General features: G+C 62.9%; 15 protein-coding genes and 1 pseudogene. 8 read left to right on the top strand and 8 right to left on the bottom strand.

The genetic code is table 11. The features are described from left to right. Positions 1-33: 33 nt before the first annotated feature. From V1283_RS22675 to V1283_RS22665, 3 genes are all read right to left on the bottom strand, one after another. Positions 34-1,308 (bottom strand): acyl-CoA dehydrogenase family protein, encoded by a 1,275-nt coding sequence (locus V1283_RS22675; protein WP_334388683.1) that lies wholly within the window; start codon positions 1,306-1,308, stop codon positions 34-36. 173 nt (positions 1,309-1,481) lie between these two features. Beyond that, positions 1,482-2,816: an amidohydrolase gene (locus V1283_RS22670; RefSeq protein WP_334388682.1), complete on the bottom strand. Its 1,335-nt coding sequence runs from the start codon at positions 2,814-2,816 to the stop codon at positions 1,482-1,484. A gap of 67 nt (positions 2,817-2,883) precedes the next feature. Next, positions 2,884-3,264 (bottom strand): VOC family protein, encoded by a 381-nt coding sequence (locus tag V1283_RS22665; RefSeq protein WP_334388681.1) that lies wholly within the window; start codon positions 3,262-3,264, stop codon positions 2,884-2,886. Positions 3,265-3,593: 329 nt separating this feature from the next. Here V1283_RS22665 and htpX point away from each other — a divergent pair, with 329 nt between their 5' ends. Both htpX and V1283_RS44770 read left to right on the top strand, forming a co-directional pair. Beyond that, positions 3,594-4,532 carry a zinc metalloprotease HtpX gene (gene htpX, locus V1283_RS22660; protein ID WP_334388680.1) on the top strand — a complete coding sequence of 313 codons (939 nt, stop codon included), beginning with the start codon at positions 3,594-3,596 and terminating at the stop codon, positions 4,530-4,532. A gap of 213 nt (positions 4,533-4,745) precedes the next feature. Then, positions 4,746-5,638 (top strand): annotated as a pseudogene (locus V1283_RS44770) (LysR family transcriptional regulator). A 78-nt stretch (positions 5,639-5,716) separates the two neighbouring features. Here V1283_RS44770 and V1283_RS22645 read toward each other — a convergent pair. Beyond that, the gene (locus V1283_RS22645) at positions 5,717-7,144 is read right to left on the bottom strand and encodes an FAD-binding protein (RefSeq protein ID WP_334388678.1); all 1,428 of its coding nucleotides are present in this window, start codon (positions 7,142-7,144) and stop codon (positions 5,717-5,719) included. An 818-nt stretch (positions 7,145-7,962) separates the two neighbouring features. After that, complete coding sequence (locus tag V1283_RS22640) at positions 7,963-8,742, bottom strand: SDR family NAD(P)-dependent oxidoreductase (RefSeq protein ID WP_334388677.1); 780 nt, start codon at positions 8,740-8,742, stop codon at positions 7,963-7,965. Positions 8,743-8,920: 178 nt separating this feature from the next. On the opposite strand from V1283_RS22640, the gene V1283_RS22635 reads away from it, so the two are divergent. From V1283_RS22635 to V1283_RS22625, 3 genes are read left to right on the top strand one after another with little or no spacing between them, the layout of a single operon-like run. Continuing rightward, positions 8,921-9,712 (top strand): enoyl-CoA hydratase/isomerase, encoded by a 792-nt coding sequence (locus V1283_RS22635; protein WP_334388676.1) that lies wholly within the window; start codon positions 8,921-8,923, stop codon positions 9,710-9,712. Next, the gene (locus V1283_RS22630) at positions 9,709-10,695 is read left to right on the top strand and encodes a phosphotransferase family protein (RefSeq protein WP_334388674.1); all 987 of its coding nucleotides are present in this window, start codon (positions 9,709-9,711) and stop codon (positions 10,693-10,695) included. The genes V1283_RS22635 and V1283_RS22630 overlap by 4 nt, the downstream gene beginning before the upstream one ends. A 1-nt stretch (position 10,696) precedes the next feature. Then, complete coding sequence (locus V1283_RS22625; RefSeq protein WP_334388672.1) at positions 10,697-11,071, top strand: DUF6285 domain-containing protein; 375 nt, start codon at positions 10,697-10,699, stop codon at positions 11,069-11,071. 95 nt (positions 11,072-11,166) lie between these two features. On the opposite strand, the gene V1283_RS22620 is transcribed toward V1283_RS22625, so the two are convergent. Beyond that, positions 11,167-11,946, bottom strand: coding sequence for an enoyl-CoA hydratase-related protein (locus V1283_RS22620; protein WP_334388671.1), 780 nt, complete (start codon positions 11,944-11,946; stop codon positions 11,167-11,169). 223 nt (positions 11,947-12,169) lie between these two features. Here V1283_RS22620 and V1283_RS22615 point away from each other — a divergent pair, with 223 nt between their 5' ends. Next, entirely contained in the window at positions 12,170-13,444 is a 1,275-nt protein-coding gene (locus tag V1283_RS22615; protein ID WP_334388670.1) for an acyl-CoA dehydrogenase family protein, read from the top strand. Between the two features lie 181 nt (positions 13,445-13,625). Here V1283_RS22615 and V1283_RS22610 read toward each other — a convergent pair whose 3' ends face one another. Both V1283_RS22610 and V1283_RS22605 read right to left on the bottom strand, forming a co-directional pair. After that, positions 13,626-15,206, bottom strand: a complete 1,581-nt coding sequence (locus tag V1283_RS22610) for a fatty acid--CoA ligase (protein WP_334388669.1) — start codon at positions 15,204-15,206, stop codon at positions 13,626-13,628. A gap of 197 nt (positions 15,207-15,403) precedes the next feature. Beyond that, positions 15,404-16,276 carry an SDR family oxidoreductase gene (locus V1283_RS22605; protein WP_334388668.1) on the bottom strand — a complete coding sequence of 291 codons (873 nt, stop codon included), beginning with the start codon at positions 16,274-16,276 and terminating at the stop codon, positions 15,404-15,406. Positions 16,277-16,377: 101 nt separating this feature from the next. On the opposite strand from V1283_RS22605, the gene V1283_RS22600 reads away from it, so the two are divergent. Beyond that, positions 16,378-17,193: a crotonase/enoyl-CoA hydratase family protein gene (locus V1283_RS22600; protein WP_334388667.1), complete on the top strand. Its 816-nt coding sequence runs from the start codon at positions 16,378-16,380 to the stop codon at positions 17,191-17,193. A gap of 129 nt (positions 17,194-17,322) precedes the next feature. Then, entirely contained in the window at positions 17,323-18,867 is a 1,545-nt protein-coding gene (locus V1283_RS22595) for an acyl-CoA synthetase (protein ID WP_334388666.1), read from the top strand. Positions 18,868-19,013 lie beyond the last annotated feature (146 nt).

The raw sequence follows: 19,013 nt of genomic DNA, 5'->3' as shown, positions 1-19,013 counted from the left end.
TCGCAGGCAATGACGTCGTTCGCGAAATCAGCCTTACGGCATGCTCAGTTCGTGCCGGCCGACCACCATCCAGTGCACTTCATCCGGACCGTCGGCGAAGCGCAGGTGCCGGACGTCCTGGTACATTTCGCCGAGCGGGCTCCAGTGCGAAATGCCGGTGGCGCCGTGCATCTGGATCGCCTGGTCGATGATCTTGCAGGTGCGCTCCGGCACCATGGCTTTCACCATGCTGACCCAGATCCGCGCTTCCTTGTTGCCGAGCACGTCCATCGCCTTCGCGGCCTTCAGCACCATCAGCCGCATCGCTTCGATTTCGCAGCGCGCCTGCGCGATGATCTGCATGTTGCCGCCGAGATGGGCGATCTTCTTGCCGAAGGCTTCGCGGGTGAGGCCGCGCTGCACCATCAGGTCGAGCGCCTTTTCGGCCTTGCCGATCGTGCGCATGCAGTGATGGATGCGGCCCGGTCCAAGGCGGACTTGCGAGATCTCAAAACCGCGGCCTTCGCCGAGCAGCATGTTCTCCTTTGGCACCCGGCAATTGTTGAAGCGCAGGTGCATGTGGCCGCGCGGCGCGTGGTCGTGGCCGAACACGTGCATCGGGCCCAGAATCTCGACACCGGGGGTGTCGATCGGCACCAGGATCTGCGACTGCTGCTTGCTCGGCGGCGCGTCCGGATTGGTCTTCACCATCACGATCATGATCTTGCAGCGCGGATCGCCGGCGCCGGAGATGTAGTATTTCTCGCCGTTGATCACCCATTCGTCGCCGACCAGCTTTGCCGTGGTCGAAATGTTCTTGGCGTCGGATGAGGCGACATTCGGCTCCGTCATCGCGTAAGCCGAGCGGATTTCGCCCGCCAGCAGCGGCTTCAGCCACTTCTCCTTCTGCGCCTTGGTGCCGACGCGCTCCAGCACTTCCATGTTGCCGGTGTCCGGCGCCGAGCAGTTCATGGTTTCCGAGGCCATCGGATTTTTCGCAAGCTCGACCGCGATATAAGCGTAGTCGAGATTCTTCAGGCCCTGGCCGGTCTCGTCATCGGGCAGGAAGAAGTTCCACAGGCCTTCCTCCTTGGCCTTGTCCTTGGCCTTCTGCAGCACCGCGAGCTGTTCAGGCGTAAAGCTCCAGCGGTCCTTCTTGGCCTCGCCAAGCCGCATGAACTCGACCGACATCGGGTCGACGGTCTCGCGGATGAATTTCTTGACGTGCTCGTAGAGCGGACGAACCTCGTCCGACATGCGCAAATCGTTGAGTTCCTCGCCCGGATTGAGGTTGTAGGTCGTCGTTCGCGGGATATAGGCGTGTTTCATGGATTATTTCCTCCCATTTGCGCAAGAACGTTCATCTTGCGGGCGCGCACTCGGCTCGTTGGCCGGCAATGTAGACGGCGGGGCAGGGCTTGTACAAGCGCGGGCGAGGCCGCCGCGATTTTCCGTCTCATGGCAAGTGTCCAGGGTGGGTTAGCCTACCCCGCGGTTTCCGATCATTTGCGCCGGGCCTTGTCGAACCAGCTGAGCACCGCGAGCGTCATGGCGGTGACGCCGGTTTCGATGGTCGGCTTCGGCACCGGCGCGAACAGCGGCGAATGATTGGACGGTATTGGCGGGCCGTCGCCGTTGCGTGCCGCGTCGATACGTTCCTGATCATAGACGCCGATGTTGAACATCATCGACGGTACGCCTGCGCCGGCGAATTCGGAGAAATCCTCGCTGGCGGTCCCCGGCGGCGAAACCCTGAACTTGTCGCCAAATGCCGTCTTCAACGCTTCAGCAATGGCGGCGACCACATCGGGATCGTTCATGATGGGCTTGGTGCCCTCGAGAATCCTGATATCGGGCGCGGGTGCGCCTGACATGGCGGCAGCGGCCTTTGCCGTTCGTTCGATCCCGGCATGCATTTTGGCGCGAACCTCGGGCTTGAAGGAGCGAATGGTGCCGGAGAGTTGCACGGAGTCGGGAATGATATTTCCAGCGGTGCCACCGTGAATGGCACCGATCGTTACGACGCCGAATTCGGTTGGATCCTTTTCGCGGCTGATCACGCCTTGTACGTCGACGATGAACCGCGCCGCAATCGCAACGGGATCGACGGTCGTGTGCGGCGCCGAACCGTGACCGCCGCGGCCGTGGAATGTGATCTCGAGACCGTCGGCGGCGGACGAGCCGACCCCGGTACGATAGAAGACCGTGCCATGGGAGAATGGGCCGTCATGCAGGGCAAGCGCGATGTCGGGCTTGGGAAAGCGCGTGAACAGGCCAGCCGCAATCATGGCACGGGCGCCGGCCACAATCTCCTCCGCCGGTTGGGCGATGAACATCAGCGTGCCGTTCCACCGGTCTTTCATGCTGAGCAGCATCTTCGCCGTTCCGACCCAGCTCGCCATGTGAATGTCGTGGCCGCAGCTATGGGCGACGAACACCTCCCGCCCGCTCCAGTTGGTCTTGTCACGGCTCGCATAGGGAAGCCCGGTCTTCTCCTCCATCGGCAGGCCGTCGAGCTCGGTGCGCACCATGATGGTGGGCCCGTCGCCATTTTTGTAGATCGCGACCAAGCCGGTCTTGCCGACGTTCTCGGTGACGTCGAAGCCGAGTGCACGCATCTCCGCGGCCAGCCTGGCTGCGGTTTTCACTTCCTGAAATGCAAGCTCCGGATGGGCGTGGAGTTCCTTGTAGAGCGCGTCGAGCTTTGGATAGTCGCCCGCGATCGACGTCTCGATCGCCTTCTTGAGCTGAGCGACGTCCATCTCGGCGTGGGCCGGCAGCAGGTTCGCCGCGAACAATGCGGCGGAGGCCGCCAGAGATCCGATAAATCGATTCATGGTTTGGCCTCCCAATTGCTTTTTAATGCGTAGGGTGGTTAGCCGAAGCCGTATCCCATCCTGCGATCTACGTCGCCATCCGGTGCATCGCGCAGATTTTGTTGCCGTCGAGATCGCGCAAATAGGCGAGATAGAGTTTGCCCGCGCTGCCTTCGCGTACGCCCGGCGGATTTTCGCAGGTCTTGCCGCCATTGGCGAGACCGGCCGCGTGCCAGGCGTCGGCCTGCTCGGGCGAGTTCGCTGCAAAGCCGATGGTGCCGCCATTGGCGTGGGTTGCGGGCTCGCCGTTGATCGGCTTCGACACCGAGAATATGCCGGTCTTGGTGATGTAGAAAATGCGGTGGCCGTCGACCCTGGCCGGCCGGATATCGAGCGTGCCGAGCAGCGCGTCGTAAAACGCCTTGGCCTTTTCGAGGTCGTTGGTGCCGATCATGACGTGCGAAAACATTGGTCAATTCCTCCCCAGTTCTTCCGACGAACAGACGCGATTGCCTCGCGCTTTGCTTTCGCAGGGCGGAACAACCGCCTGCGCTGCTCGTTGCCGGGCAATGTAGACGGCGGTGTTGGCGTTGTACAAGCAGGCGATGGGCAACCGTCGGGAAGCCCCGAGTGCCAGGCGGAGCCGGCAGATTACGGTTCGGTAATCCGAGAGGGTGGTTTCCGCCGCCAAACGCGGCGCCTCGACGCACCCCGGCATCTTGAAGCGCCGGCAGCGCAATTCCTACCTTTGGGATGCCGGCCCCGGCGTCCGGCCGCGGGCGGGCAAAGGAGACGACAATGAGCTATCTGAAGACTGCCATTCTTCTGGCCGGTCTTACCGGCCTCTTCATGGGCGTCGGCTATCTGATTGGCGGCGCCAGCGGGGCCATGATCGCGCTGGTGATCGCGGCTGCGACAAACCTGTTCGCCTACTGGAATTCGGACCGCATGGTGCTGTCGATGTACGGCGCCCATGAGGTCGACCGCAACAGCGCGCCCGACCTCGTCCATCTCGTGGCCGAATTGGCCGGCCGCGCCGGCCTGCCGATGCCGCGCGTGTTCGTGATGGACGAGGCGCAGCCCAACGCGTTCGCCACCGGCCGCAATCCAGAGAATGCGGCGGTCGCGGTGACCACGGGCCTGATGCAACAGCTCAGCCGCGAGGAGCTCGCCGGCGTGATCGCGCATGAGCTCGCGCACGTCAAAAACCACGACACGCTGCTGATGACCATCACCGCGACCATCGCCGGCGCGATCTCGATGCTGGCGCAGTTCGGCATGTTCTTTGGCGGCAACCGCGACAACAACCATGGCCCCGGCATCATCGGCTCGATCGCCATGATGATCCTGGCCCCGCTCGGCGCCATGCTCGTGCAGATGGCGATCAGCCGGACCCGCGAATACGCCGCCGACGATCTCGGCGCGCGCATCTGCGGCCAGCCGATGTGGCTCGCGTCCGCGCTGTCGAAAATCGCCAATGCCGCGCATCAGGTCCCGAACATGGAAGCCGAGCGCAATCCGGCGACCGCGCACATGTTCATCATCAACCCGTTGTCGGGTCATGGCATGGACAATCTGTTCACGACGCACCCCTCGACCGAGAACCGCATCGCAGCGCTGCAGCAGCTGGCGGCCGAGATGGGCGCAGGCGGCGGCGCGCCGTCCCTCGACGCCGGACGAAATTATCCGCGCCGAGGTGCGTGGGGCCGGCCTGCATCGCGCGGACCGTGGGGATGAGCCGGTAGGGCAGAACTTCTCCGCCTGACGGCCACTCACTTTTCGTCACGGCCGGGCTAAAGCGCGAAGCGCGTCTTCGCGCCAGATGTTCCGGCGATCCACGTCTTTCCTTGGTAATTGCAGGCCATTCACTTGCCGCCCAGTCGGGATCGGTGCCAGAGGGATGGTCGATGTATTTTGTGATACCGCATCCCTGAAGACAGGAATTCCGGCGTGGAACGGTTGGACGACCTCGAGGCGTTCGTGGCGATTGTCGAGAACGGCAGCCAGGCTGCCGCCTCGCGCCACCTTCGACGTCCGCTGCAGTCCCTGAACCGTTCACTGATTGCGTTGGAACGCGCCGTTGGTGTGGAACTTGTGAAGCGCACCACACGGCGCTCGGACCCCACGGAAGCCGGACGAATGTTCTACGAGCGCATCAAGCCGGCGGTCGCGGAGATCCTTCAAGCGCGGAACGAGGCCGCCAACATTCGCGGCGAAGTATCGGGTCCGCTGAAGGTCGGTGCGCCGGTGCTGTTTGCATCGTCTTATGTCGCCCCGATCATTGGCCGCTTTCTGAAACTCTATCCGAACGTCGAGATCGAATTGAAGGCGTCCGATGAACAGGTTGACCTCCTTGCGGACGGTCTGGATATCGCCGTCCGGATCGGCGATCCGTCGATGAGTCCCTGACGGCGCGCCGACTGCAGGCGCTGCGCGTCGTAACCTGCGGTGCTCCGTCGTATTTCGCCCAGCATGGCAGTCCGAAGCACCCCGATGAGCTTGAAGGTCATCACTGCATTCTGCGGGCAGGCACAGGCGTCGCCGACAAATGGCCGTTTCGCGTTGGCGGCAAGCTGCAGACCGTCATCGTGAGCGGCCGTTTTCGCTCGAACAGTGCCGCGGCTATCCGCGCGGCCGCCAGCGAAGGCCTCGGCCTTGCTCAATTGCCGCTCTGGCAAATCAGGGAGTTCGTGGACGAGGGGAAGCTCGCGATCGTTCTGACGGAATTCGAAACCGAGGGAATGCCGGTCCAGCTCGTCTGGCCGCCGACGCGGGCGCCGCTGGAGCGCATGCGGCGCTTCGTGGACTTTCTGGCGAACGGCCTCAAGACCGATCTGATCTAGCGCATGATCCGGACCCGGAGGGCCGCTTCAGCGCAAGGTGGGCGCCGGTTTTCCGAAGAGGTCATGCGCCAAAAAAACTCAGAATATGCCGTAACCTGGGGCGAGCGCGTTGGCCGGATCACAGCGCCGCTTGATTTCCAGAAATCGTGGCCAGCTTGATCCGAAATGATTGCTCCAATCGCCGTGCGACATCGGAAACGCGCCGACCGGATACTGGACCCCGCCGGCGTCGCGGATGCGTTCGTAAAGCGCGCGGTTCTGCGCGACCATTCGCTGCGCCGTTGCGGCGTCGTCTGACGGCGGAATACGGATGATGTTGAAGGGAAAGACGATATTCTCTTCGGGCAAGCGGAACAGCGGCGTACGGCAGGCGCTGGTGCGCATGGGATAGCAGGTGATCCGGCCGAATGGGCCGACATCGGCGCCGGTCAATCCGTCCATGATCTCACGCACGATCTGCTCGGCGTTGGTGCCGCGCAGGAATGTCAACAGCCAGGGTTTTGGATTGGACCACTGGCCTTTCGATCGGAGCAAGGCCTCGAACTTTGCGAACGCTAGGGCGTCGTCGCGCCAGGTCAGGTCGGCAATCACGGCGGCGCTGCGCAGATCCGACAGTCCGGACAGCACGGCCTTGTCCTCGGGCGTTCGATCGCTGTTGTAGAACACGGCACCGTCGAGCTGATATCGCCAGCCGCCGGCGCCATCGGGAAGGATTGCTCCTTGCAACTGGTCGAAACGCGGCTGGTCCAGCACAAGCCGCTGATCGGCGATCAGGGCGACCAAGTCAGGATAAAACAGCTGAAACCGCCGGACGCGCTCGGGTGCGCGGACCAGGCGCAGCGTTGCTCGCGTGATGATGCCGCATTGGCCGAGGCCGGCTCGAACGCCGTCAAAAACATCCGGATGCGACGTCGCCGAACATGTAATTTTGTTTCCATCTCCCGTCACCACGTCCAGTTCGAGGACATTGTCGGTTTGCATGCCTGACCGGGATGACGAACCACCGATTCCGCCCACCGCGAGCGTGCCGCCGACCGACAGGCCGAGATAGTTGGTGAGAACCGGCGGCGTCATGCCGTGTGACAGCGCTGCATCGAGCACGCTCTTCCACGTGGCGCCGGCCTCGACGCTTATGCGGTCCGGCTGGAGATCGCGGATCGCATCGAGTTTGCTCATGTCGATCACGATGCCGTCCTCGCTTAACGAGCGGCCGTAGATCGAATGGCCCTGTCCGCGCGCCGCAATCTTCAAACCCTGATTCCCAACCCAGCGCATCAGGCTCGCAATATCAGCACCGGATGCCGGCTGCGCTACCGCGCGCGGCTCGCTGTGAAGCAGGCGACCAAAATCCGCGCTCGCCTCAGTGCGAAGGCTGCGGTCGGTGCTGAGCGACGGCATTTCGGTGACGTCGGCGCGCGCTGGAATCGTCGGACTGTGGTTGCGAGAGGCAACGGCCGCGGCTACTCCGAGGCCCGCACTCAGGAACGTGCGTCTGTCGGCTGTCATGAAGCGATCCTCCATCAGGCAGCCGGCAAACTCAGCCTGGCTGCTTGGTGGAAGCTGGCTTCGATCGTTTCGGGAAACAATCACGGCCCGGCGCGATGGAGATTCCCGCAAACCGGGACAATCGCTTTGCCCTTGTCGATGACCCGCCGGGTTCATCGGGAACCCGTTGCCTGACGGGCAAATCAATTCGGATTTTCCGAAATCGTGTCAAGCCCGGGAATCAAAAATATTCCGCTTTCGTTCTCACCCAAATCAGCCGCATAACTCCGCTTGTCTCACGGCGGATGAGGGGCGCTCGCGATCGTCACGAACGCGCGGTGAGATGCGATGGACGCGAGAGCTGCGACTGACGTGTGCGGCTCGAGCGTACGGCGAAGTCGTGTGGTTCGGGCGCCGCGGTGCTGGCGTTAAGTCCGAGAGAAGCGAAAGTTTTTCACGGGCGACGGAGGCAAAAGAGCCGTTCTCCGGGAAGAGCACGAAGTAAGCCGTAAAGCCATTGCGCAGGGAAGGCCGGAATGCTCCCGCTGCCCTGTATGCTCGTGTGCATTTTCTTTAGCGCAAATCGCACGCGAGACCGCGGGTGCAGCAAGCACCCGGTCTTCCCTGCGCCCTCTGATTGGAGGGTGGGAAGTTGCTGGCAAACCTCGGACGCCATGTGTCGCGAGATCGCGAAGCCGCGTTCAGTTCGTAGCCCGGATGAGCGAAGCGATATCCGGGACGGTGTTAGAGTTGCCCCGGATGTCGCTTCGCTCATCCGGGCTACAAGGTTCGCTCTTCCCCCTCACCCCGAAGGGCGAGGCCACCGGCCGCACCCAACTTCAAAACGCCGTGTACCCGCCATCGATCACAAAACAATCAGCCGTATGATACGACGACGCCTTGCTCATGATGTACACGGCGATGCCGCCGAAATCCGTGGGCTCGCCGAAGCGGCGCACCGGGATGCGCGGCATCACGTTGGCGACGAATTTTTCATTCCCCATGATGCCGGCGGTCATGTCGCTCTTGATCCAGCCGGGCAGGATCGCATTCGCGGTGACGCCGTGGCGCGCCAGCTCAACGGCGAGCGCACGGCACAGCGCGTTCAGCGCCGCTTTGGTGCCGGCGTAATGCTCGTTGCGCGCGGTGCCGAACAGCGACGCCAGGCTCGAGGTTGCGACCAGCCGACCGAACTTGTCGCCGGCCTCGGCGCGTTCGGTCATGTGGCGGGCGGCAACCTGGAACACATGAAAGACGCCATCGAGATTGGTCGCAAACATGCGCCGCCATTCTTCCTCGGTGCGGTCGATGAAGGCGCGGCGTCCACCGCCGCCGATGCCGGCATTGGCAAAGCAGCCGTCGACCCGGCCGAAACTGTCGAGGGTCGCCTTCATTGCGGCCTTGACGGAAGCGGGATCGGAGACGTCGCAGATTTGGGTATCTACCTTGGCGGGACCGGCCGACATGGTTGCCGCCGCGCCCTTGTTCTTGTCGGCGTTGCGGCCCCAGATCGAGACGTTGCAGCCTTGCGCGTTCAACGCCTGCGCGATGCCAAGGCCGATGCCGCCGTTGCCGCCAGTGATGACCGCCGTGCGGCCGGTGAGGTCAAAGATGCTCATTTGATATTCCCCTTGGGGTGTTTTCATTTGCTTTGGGGCGCGATAAGTCGTGCGCCCAGTGGCGGGCAGATGTTCTAATGCAACCATGGACAAGCCTGCCCGGAAAATCAAATATGGGCCGAGACATCCTATCTTCCGCGCAGCGAAATAGCGCGTAAACACAAGTCATGAGGAAGCAATGCAGTTCAAGCATGTCACGCTCGATTTCGACGGCCCGGTCGCCATTCTCAAGCTCGACCATCAGGAGGTCATGAACGCGGTCTCGATGGACATGCTGGGCGGTCTCGGCGAGGCGCTCGATGCGATCGACGACAAGCGGGATGAGGTGCGTTGCCTGGTGCTGACCGGTGCCGGACGCGCGTTCTGCACCGGCGCCAATCTGCAGGGCCGCAACAACCAGAAGCCCGGCAAGAGCAACGCCGGGCAATCGCTGGAAATCGGTTTCCATCCGTTCCTGCGGCGGCTGCGCCGGCTGCATTGCCCGATCGTGTCGGCGGTCAATGGCCCCGCCGCCGGCGCCGGGATGAGTTTTGCATTGATGGGCGACATGATCGTGTGCGCGCGCTCGTCCTATTTCCTGCAGGCGTTCCGCCGCATCGGCCTGGTGCCGGATTGCGGCTCGACTTGGCTCTTGCCGCGGATGATCGGCAAGGCGCGTTCGGTCGAACTGTCGCTGATGGGCGAGCGGCTGCCGGCCGAGAAGGCGCTGGAATGGGGCCTCGTCAACCGCGTCTACGACGATGCGGTGTTGATGGAAGAGGCGATGAAGCTCGCGCATGATCTTGCCAATGGCCCGACGATCGCGCTGTCGCTGATCCGAAAACTCTATTGGGACAGCCCGGAAAATTCCTTCGAGGAACAGCTCAACCTCGAATTCGAATCGCAGCGCATCGCGGGCGCGGCGGAAGATTTCAAGGAAGGCGTCACCGCATTCCTGGAAAAGCGCCCGGCCAAGTTCAGGGGCAAATGATCGAGGACCAACTCGGACGCTGTGTCGCCTCCTGGTATAAGGGGGCGACCGGCGTGACTGGGGCCGCAAAACTTTCCGGCGGCGCCAGCCAGGAGACCTGGACGTTCGACATCGTTCACGCGGGCGGCAACACCGGCGCCATCCTGCGCCGTGCGCCGCCGGGCTATGGCGCGTCGCCGGGACGGGCCGCCGGGCTCGATGCCGAGGCGACATTGATGCAGCTCGCGCATGACGCCGGTCTGCCGTCGCCGCGGGTGATGCATGTGCTGACGCCCGCGGACGAACTCGGCACCGGCTTCATCATGCAGCGCATCGAAGGCGAGACCATCGCGCGCAAGATTCTGCGCGATGAGCAATTCGCAAAAGCGCGGCCGATTCTCGCACGTCAGCTTGGCAAGGTTATCGCTGGCATTCACGGCTTGCCGGCTGCGAAATTGCCGAAGCTGCGCGAGATGACCGCGACAAAGGAGATCGCTGACCTCGAACGTGAGTACCGTAGTTTCAACTGGCCGCGTCCGGTGTTCGAACTGGCGCTGCGCTGGCTGCGCGAGCGCGACCCCGGGCCGTCGAAGGAGGTGACGCTGGTGCACGGCGATTTCCGCCACGGCAATCTCATCATCGGCCCCGACGGCGTGCGCGCGGTGCTGGACTGGGAGCTCGCGCATTTCGGCGATCCCATGGAGGATCTCGGCTGGATCTGCGTCAACTCCTGGCGTTTCGGCGAGATCGACAAGCCGGTCGGCGGCTTTGGTTCGCGCGAGGAATTATTCGCAGGCTATGAGGAAGCCGGCCGCAAGGTCGATCCTGACCGTGTGATGTTCTGGGAAGTGATGGGCACACTGCGCTGGGGCATCATGTGCTGCGGCATGATGCAGCGTTTCCGGAAAGGCCCGGATCATTCGATGGAGCGCGCCATGATCGGACGGCGTTCGTCGGAAACGGAAATTGATTTGCTGAGATTGCTAGCTCCGAGAGGAGGGTAAGATGCAGGACGAACCGACACCCACCGAACTGATCAGGGCGGTCGCGGATTTCCTCCGCAACGAGATCACGCCCTTCATCAAGGGCCACGACGCCTTCAAGCTCCGCGTCGGCATCAATGCGCTGGATCTGGTCACGCGGCAATTGGCGCTGGAGCAGGGTAATGATGCCGCCGAGGCCGAGCGGCTGAAGCGTTTGCTCGGCGCGGATGGCTCGCTGATCGAGCTGAACCGCACACTGTCGGACAAGATTTCAAAGGGCAAGGTCGATCTGCAGACGCCGGGATTGGCCGAGCATCTCTGGCAGACCACGATGGACAAGCTCGCCGTCGATCAGCCGAACTACGCGTCGTACAAGCGGGAGTTGGGGGCGAAGTGATTATCTCCGTCATTCCGGGGCGATGCGAAGCATCGAACCCGGAATCTCGAGATTCCGGGTCTGGTGCTAACGCACCATCCCGGAATGACGAAGCGTCACTTCCCCAGCCATTTCGGCGGACGCTTCTCGGAAAACGCCTTCGGCCCCTCGATGTAATCCTGCGAGGCCGCCATTGCCTTCACCGCCGGATATTCCCGCTGCTCGGCCATCGCCTGCTCCAGCGAGCCTTCAAGCCCCCTCTGGATCGCCTGCTTGGAGGCGCGGATCGACATCGGCGAGTTCTTGCAGATCGTCTCCGCCCAGCGTTCCGCTGCTACCAGCGCTTCGCCGGCCGGAACCACCTCATTCACAAAACCCAGTTCGAGCCCCTCCTTGGCCGAGACGTGGCGGGCGGTGAGGATCATGCCCATGGCGCGCTTCAGCCCGATCTGCCGCGGCAACCGGTGTACGCCGCCGGCGAGCGCAGCGAGGCCGACGCGCGGTTCGGGCAGCGCGAAGGTGGCGTTCTCCGATGCGATGATGAGGTCGCAGGCCAGCGCAATCTCGAAACCGCCGCCCATTGCGACGCCGTTGACGGCGGCGATGATCGGCTTGTCGCAGTCGAACCGCGTGGTGAGGCCGGCAAAGCCGCCCTTGTCCCAGCCGCGCTCTCCCCCCGCTGCCTGCCATTTAAGGTCGTTGCCCGCGCAGAACGCCTTGTCGCCGGTGCCCGTGACGATCGCGACCCATTGCTCGGGGTCGGCGGAGAAATCGTCGAACACCTTGTTGAGCTCGAAATGCGCGTCGATATGCAACGCATTGTACACTTCGGGCCGCGACAGCGTGATGATCGTGATCGGTCCCTTGCGCGTCACCTTGGAGAATTTCAGGTCCATGTTCGCTCCCGTTTGGATTTTCTGCGGAGAAGAATACTGGCCGCGATCATAGCGCCGGGCCGCTGTCCGATGCCATCCAATTACGCGGGGGCCCCGCGCGTGCCAAGCGTCATTCCCTTGCTTGACTTGGGCGTGGTCTTCCAACCTAAATCGATCCGTGCGGGAGCGCTGCGTAGCGCCTAAACGCAAATCAAAACAAGCGATAGTTCCGGGAGAGACCGCCTTGGATTTCAACCTGCCTGCCGACCTCACGGCCTATCTCGATGAACTCGATCGCTTCATCACGCGCGAGATCAAGCCGCTGGAGGAGGCCGACGACAACATCCGCTTCTTCGACCACCGCCGCGAATGGGCGCGCACCGATTTTGAAAATGGCGGCCTGCCACGGCATGAATGGGAAGCGCTGCTGCGCAAGGCGAAGAATCTCGCCGATGCCGCCGGGCATCTGCGCTTCGCGATCCCGAAGCGCTACGGCGGCAAGGACGGTTCCAACCTCTGGATGGCCGTGATCCGCGAACATTTTGCCTCCAAGGGCCTAGGCCTGCACAACGACCTGCAGAACGAGCATTCGATCGTCGGCAACCTGCCGCTCGTGACGATGCTCGACCGCTACGGCACCGACGAGCAGAAGGCGATGATCGAAGGTTCGATCACGGGAAAATACCGTATTACCTTCGGCCTCACCGAGCCCGATCACGGCTCCGACGCGACGCACATGGAAACCGGGGCGGTGCAGGCGACCCGCGACAACGTCAAGGGCTGGATCATCAACGGCCAGAAGATGTGGACGACCGGCATGCATGTCGCCACCCATTGCGCGCTGTTCGCCCGTACGTCGGGCAATGACGGCGATGCACGGGGCATTACCTGTCTGCTGGTGCCGGCCAAGAGCCCGGGCGTCAAGGTCGAGGAATACATGTGGACCTTCAACATGCCGACGGATCACCCGCGCGTCAGCTTCACGGATGTGTTCGTGCCTGAGGATGCGCTGTTCGGCGAAATCGGCCGCGGCCTGTCGCTGGCGCAATGTTTTGTGCACGAGAACCGCATCCGGCAAGCAGCGAGTTCACTGGGCGCGGCCGTCTACTGCATCAACGAAAGCGTCAAATACGCGCGCGAGCGAAAGCCGTTCGGCAAGGCGCTGGCCGAGAACCAGGCGATCCAGTGGCCGCTGGTGGAACTGGCGACGCAGGCCGAGATGCTGAGGCTATTGATCCGCAAGACCGCGTGGGAAATGGATCAACTCACCCAGGCGCAGGTCGAGCACACGCTCTCCGACCGGGTGTCGATGTGTAACTTCTGGGCCAACCGCCTGTGCTGCGAGGCCGCCGACCGCGCCATGCAGGTCCACGGCGGCATGGGCTATTCCCGCCACAAGCCGTTCGAACACATCTACCGCCACCACCGCCGCTACCGCATCACCGAGGGCAGCGAGGAAATCCAGAAGCGCAAGGTGGCGGGATTCCTGTTTGGGTATATGGGGGCGGGGAAGCATTAGGTGCGTGTCGATGCAGCCCGGCCTCGTGGTTCGAGACGGCGCTTGCGCGCCTCCTCACCATGAGGAGAGAAAGCTACGGCAAGCTGAGATGTGGACCCTCATGGTGAGGAGACCCGCGAAGCGGGTCGTCTCGAACCACGAGGCCAAGGTGCCTGGGCACGTTGGTAGGAGGACGGCGTCCTCAATTCACCTGACGATCCTTCCCCGCCCAAAACGGGTCCCGCAAATTCCGCCGCAAAATCTTCCCCGACGGATTGCGCGGCAGCGCTTCGAGAAAGTCGACCGACTTCGGCGTCTTGAAGCCGGCGATGCGCTCGCGGGTGAAGTTGATGATATCAGTGGCGGTCGCCTGCTTGCCGGGCTTCATCACCACGATCGCCTTGACCGCTTCACCCCATTTGTCGTCGGGGATGCCGATCACGGCGGCTTCGGCGACATCAGGATGATCGCAGATCGCGCTCTCGACCTCGGCCGGATAGATGTTCTCGCCGCCGGAGATGATCATGTCCTTGATGCGGTCATGGATGTAGAGGTAGCCGTCCTCGTCCATGTAGCCGGCGTCGCCGGTGCGCAGCCAGCCGTCGCTGCCGAGCGTCCTGGCGGTCGCTTCCGGCAGATTCCAGTAGCCGGCCATGTTGGAGCCGGAGCGGGTCGCGATCTCGCCGACTTCACGCGGGGGCAATCGCTTGCCGTCAGAATCGAGGATCGCAAGCTCGATGCCGGGCAGCGCCTTGCCGGCGGAGCGCATGCGCTCAAGCCCCTCGACATGGTCCTCGGGCGGAAGGGCGACGATGGTGCCTGTCGTCTCGGTCATGCCGTACATCTGCACGAAGCCGCATTTGAACACCTCGATGCATTCCTTGAGCAGCGCTGCGGGAATCGGCGAGGCACCATAGAGCATGTATTTCAAGCGCGAGAAATCCACCTGCCGCGCGCGCGGTTGCCGCACCACGAACTGCATCGCGGCGGGCACCATGAACAGTTTTGTAATGCCAGACTGCTCGAAGAAATCCAGAACCTTGGTCGGGTCGAACTCGCGCGCGATTACGCCCTTGGCGCCGTGATAGAGGCCCATGACGCCCCAGCCCGAACCGCCGATATGGAAGATCGGCATCGCCACCAGCGAGACATCGTCGGTCGACCACTTGTTCCAATCGGGCTTCTCGGCCTCATTGCCGGTCTGCACCAGATTGAGGAAGTTGGCATGCGACAGCATCGCGCCCTTGGGCTTGCCCGTGGTGCCGGAAGTGTAGAGCTGGATCGCGATGTCCTTCGGGCTGATCTGGACCTTCGGATCGTCACCACTGGCGGCATCCCGCCAAGCCGCAAAATCCTGCCATTCCGGCGCGCCGCCTTCGGTGGTGATCACGTGCCGCACGTCAGGCAATTGCGGCTTGATGTTGCGGACCTGGGTGATGAACTCGGGCCCTGCGAACAGCACCGGTGCCTTGCAATCGCCGACGATGAACGCGACTTCCGGGCCGGCGAGACGCCAATTGACCGGCGCCATCACGATTTTGGCCTTCATCGCGCCCATCAACAGCTCGAAATAGATGTCGCTGTTCTTGCCGAGATAGGCGATGCGCTCGCCCGGCTTGACGCCGAGCGCTACAAGCGCGTTCGCGACGCGGTTGGTGTTGATGTCGAATTCGGCGAAAGTGGTCTGACGTCCCTCGAATTCATAGGCCAGTGCGTTCCCAAGCGTCTTGGCGCGGTCGCGCACCATGTCGGCAAGGTTCGTCAATTGCTGCGAAGCGGACATGTCTTTCCCGTAGCGTCTTGTTTTCGTTGCGCGGAGTTTGGCGTCATCACGCGCGAAAAACAATACGGTGCGTCGTCCCTGCGAACGCAGGGACCCATACGCCGCGGCCTATCGGTGAGACGATGGGGCTAGTTGCCTTCGTACCAATCGACGCTGGTGGTTATGGGTTCCTGCGTTCGCAGGAACGACAGCAGAGGTTAGCTCCTTGCCGCGCGATCCTTTTCGTTCTGCGCCTTGATCGAGTCGCGCGCCTTGTTCCAGTCGTCGTCGCTCCAGTCGCGCAACTGATAGAAATTGCCGCCCATCGCGAGCGCCTGCGCGCCGTCCATGGCGATGGTCTCGCCGTTGATCCAGTCGCAGCCGCCGGAGATCAGGAACACGGCGAGGTTCTGCAATTCCTCCATGGTGCCAACCCGGCCCATCGGGTTCTGCGCCCTTGTGCGCGCGCCGGCCTCGTCGCCGGGCTTGATGCGCTTGCTCATGCCCTCGGTCGGGATTTCGCCGGGTGCAATGGTGTTGAGGCGGATGCCGTGCTTGCCCCATTCGACCGCCAGCGACATCGTCATGGCGTGGATCGCCGACTTGCTCATCGCCGACGGCACTACGTAGGGCGAGCCGTTGCGCACCCAGGTCACGGTGATCGACACCACATTGCCAGGCAGCTTGGCGGCGATCCAGCGCCGGCCGACCGCATGCGTGACGTAGAAGGTGCCGTGCATGACGATGTTGGCGACGGCATCAAAACCGCGCGGCGACAGCTCTTCCGAGCGCGAGATGAAATTGCCGGCGGCATTGTTGATGAGATCGGTGAGGGGACCCGAGGTCCAGATCTGTTCGATCATTTCGTCGACGGCCATCGCATTGCGGATGTCGACGCCGTGGCTGATCACCCGCCCGCCATGCAGATCCATCAATTCGGTCGCGGTCTCGTCGCACACGATCTTGCGTCTGCCGCAGATGTGGACCTCGGCGCCCAGTTGGAGAAACCGTGCGGCCATGGACTTGCCGAGGCCGGTGCCGCCTCCGGTCACGAGAATGCGCCGCCCGGCGAGAAGCTGATCGTTGAACATCGTTTCCACCCAAGGGGATTGTCTGTTAATTGGTCGATTGACTAAAACCGGCAACGGCCGTTCTGTAAAGCGCCAAGAAGGAAGTGTGGAGGAGAATTCTCATGGAACAACGCGTCTCTATATCGATTTCGGACGGCATCGCTGACGTCCGGCTGGTGCGGGCGGACAAAATGAACGCGCTCGATGCCGCGATGTTCGAGGCGCTGGTGGCCGCGACCGAGCGGCTTGCCCATGAAAAAGGCGTCCGGGTGGTAGTATTGTCCGGGGAGGGACGGGCGTTCTGCGCCGGTCTCGATATGGGACGCTTCCATGCGATGAAGGAACACGGCGGTAATGGGGTCGCCGGTGGCGAGAAACGTGACCTGACTGCACGCACGCATGGGCTGGCGAACTTTCCGCAGCAGGCGGTCTGGGGCTGGCGTCAGCTTCCGGTGCCGGTCATCGCCGCGATCCAGGGTGTGGCGTTCGGCGGTGGTTTCCAGCTCGCGCTCGGCGCCGACATGCGCTTCCTCACGCCCGATGCGCGGATGTCGATCATGGAAATCAAATGGGGACTGGTGCCCGACATGGCCGGCACGCCCATTCTCGCAAGTCTCGTTCGCGACGATATCCTGCGCGACCTCACCTATACCGGCCGCATCTTCTCCGCCCAGGAAGCCATGAGCTATGGCCTCGCGACACGGATCTGCGACGATCCGCGCGCGGCGGCCTTCGAGGTCGCGCGCGAAATCGCCGGCAAGAGCCCCGACGCGATCCGCGCCGCCAAGCGCATGCTGAACAAACTGTCCGTCGACCCGGCTCCGGCGCTAATGGCTGAATCCGTCGAACAGCAGAAGCTGCTCGGCAGCTCTAACCAGACCGAGGCGGTACGTGCCAACATGGAAAAACGAGCGCCGCGGTTCGCGGAGGCGGGGTAGTTTCTTGCCGTCATTCCGGGATGGTCCGAAGGACCAGACCCGGAACCTCGAGATTCCGGGTTCGATGCTGCGCATCGCCCCGGAATGACTGCACAGCTTTCAAACCCGGCAACAGATCGGAAAGCGACAATGTCTACCTCACCCCCCTTCCTCGGCATCATCAGCGGCCCGCGCCGGCGCGACCACGACGAGGTCGCCGATCGCGCCGACCGCATCGCCAGCGGCTTGCAGAAACTTGGCGTCAAACAGGGCGACAGCGTTGCCATGCTGATGCGCAACGACATCGCCTTCATCGAGGCAGCCTATGCGGCGATGCGGCTCGGCGCCTATGGCGTGCCTGTCAACTGGCACTTCAAGCCGGAAGAGGTCAATTATGTGTTGAAGGATTCCGGCACCTCGGTGCTGATCGCGCATGCCGACATGCTGCACCAGTTGCGCGAGTCGATCCCGCCGAGCGTCACCGCGCTCGGCGTGCCGACGCCGCCGGAAATTATCGCCAATTACAAGATCAACCCGGATCATCTCGCGACGCCCGATTTTGCGATCGATTTCGAATCCTGGCTGAAACAGCACGCGCGCTATGACGGGCCCGCGGTGCCGCAGCCGCAGAACATGATCTACACTTCGGGCACCACGGGCCATCCCAAGGGCGTTCGTCGTTTCGCGCCGACGCCGGAGCAGACCGCCAGCGCCGAGCGCATGCGCGGGATGATCTATGGCCTCAAGCCGGGGGCCCGCGCGCTGCTGCCGGGGCCGCTGTATCATTCCGCGCCGAACTCGTTCGGCCTGCGCGCCGGTCGACCTGGCGGCGCACTGGCGATCATGCCGCGCTTCGACGCGGAAGAATTTTTGCGGGTGGTCGAGGCCGAGAAGATCGACACCATCTTCATGGTACCGACCATGTTCATCCGGCTGATGAAGCTGCCGGAGGAAGTCCGCAAGAAGTATGACATGTCGTCGCTGCGCCACATCATCCATGCCGCCGCGCCCTGTCCGGCCGACGTCAAGCGCGCGATGATCGATTGGTGGGGACCGGTCATCTACGAATTCTACGGCTCGACCGAGTCGGGCGCGGTCACCTTTGCCACTTCCGAGGATGCGCTGAAGAAACCCGGTACTGTCGGCAAGATTTCGCCCGGCGCAGAGCTGCGTTTCATCGGCGACGACGGAAAGGAGTTGCCGCAGGGCGAGATCGGCGAAATCTATTCGCGCATATCAGGCAATCCAGACTTCACCTATCATAACAAGCCGGAAAAGCGCTCCGAGATCGATCGCGAGGGGTTCATCACCTCGGGCGACGTCGGCTATATCGACGCGGACGGCTATGTCTTCATCTGCGACCGCAAGCGCGACATGGTGATTTCAGGCGGCGTGAATATCTACCCGGCCGAGATCGAAGCTGCGCTGCATGCGGTACCGGGCGTGCATGATTGCGCGGTGTTCGGCATTCCCGACGCGGAATTCGGCGAAGCGCTGATGGCGGTGGTGGAGCCGCAGCCGGCGGTGACGCTCGACATCGCTTCCGTCCGCGCGCAGCTCAAGATATCGCTGGCCGACTACAAGGTACCAAAACACATCGAAATCCAGTCCAACCTGCCGCGGGAAGACTCCGGCAAGATCTTCAAGCGCCGCCTGCGTGATCCCTATTGGGAGCGGTCGGGGCGGAGGATTTAGTGGGTAGCGGGCGGGATTAGTTATTGTCGTCCCTGCGAACGCAGGGACCCATAACCACAGCATTTGGGGCTTGCGAAAGGTCTCTCCCCAGCGTCCCATAAGAGAGGGCACGGGGTATGGGTCCCCGCGTTCGCGGGGACGACGGC

The sequence above is a fragment of the Bradyrhizobium sp. AZCC 2262 genome (assembly GCF_036924535.1).
In the GTDB taxonomy this organism is placed as follows: domain Bacteria; phylum Pseudomonadota; class Alphaproteobacteria; order Rhizobiales; family Xanthobacteraceae; genus Bradyrhizobium.
This window is presented reverse-complemented; position numbering and strand designations above follow the sequence as displayed.

Excerpts from the sequence above, each read along its gene's own strand:
- V1283_RS22630 (WP_334388674.1), top strand. The coding sequence starts at position 9,709 with ATGATCGAGGACCAACTCGGACGCTGTGTCGCCTCCTGGTATAAGGGG.
- V1283_RS22595 (WP_334388666.1), top strand. The coding sequence starts at position 17,323 with ATGTCTACCTCACCCCCCTTCCTCGGCATCATCAGCGGCCCGCGCCGG.
- V1283_RS22620 (WP_334388671.1), bottom strand. The coding sequence starts at position 11,946 with ATGGACCTGAAATTCTCCAAGGTGACGCGCAAGGGACCGATCACGATC.
- V1283_RS22670 (WP_334388682.1), bottom strand. The coding sequence starts at position 2,816 with ATGAATCGATTTATCGGATCTCTGGCGGCCTCCGCCGCATTGTTCGCG.
- V1283_RS22675 (WP_334388683.1), bottom strand. The coding sequence starts at position 1,308 with ATGAAACACGCCTATATCCCGCGAACGACGACCTACAACCTCAATCCG.
- V1283_RS22665 (WP_334388681.1), bottom strand. The coding sequence starts at position 3,264 with ATGTTTTCGCACGTCATGATCGGCACCAACGACCTCGAAAAGGCCAAG.
- V1283_RS22600 (WP_334388667.1), top strand. The coding sequence starts at position 16,378 with ATGGAACAACGCGTCTCTATATCGATTTCGGACGGCATCGCTGACGTC.
- V1283_RS22610 (WP_334388669.1), bottom strand. The coding sequence starts at position 15,206 with ATGTCCGCTTCGCAGCAATTGACGAACCTTGCCGACATGGTGCGCGAC.
- V1283_RS22605 (WP_334388668.1), bottom strand. The coding sequence starts at position 16,276 with ATGTTCAACGATCAGCTTCTCGCCGGGCGGCGCATTCTCGTGACCGGA.
- V1283_RS22645 (WP_334388678.1), bottom strand. The coding sequence starts at position 7,144 with ATGACAGCCGACAGACGCACGTTCCTGAGTGCGGGCCTCGGAGTAGCC.
- htpX (WP_334388680.1), top strand. The coding sequence starts at position 3,594 with ATGAGCTATCTGAAGACTGCCATTCTTCTGGCCGGTCTTACCGGCCTC.
- V1283_RS22625 (WP_334388672.1), top strand. The coding sequence starts at position 10,697 with ATGCAGGACGAACCGACACCCACCGAACTGATCAGGGCGGTCGCGGAT.
- V1283_RS22640 (WP_334388677.1), bottom strand. The coding sequence starts at position 8,742 with ATGAGCATCTTTGACCTCACCGGCCGCACGGCGGTCATCACTGGCGGC.
- V1283_RS22635 (WP_334388676.1), top strand. The coding sequence starts at position 8,921 with ATGCAGTTCAAGCATGTCACGCTCGATTTCGACGGCCCGGTCGCCATT.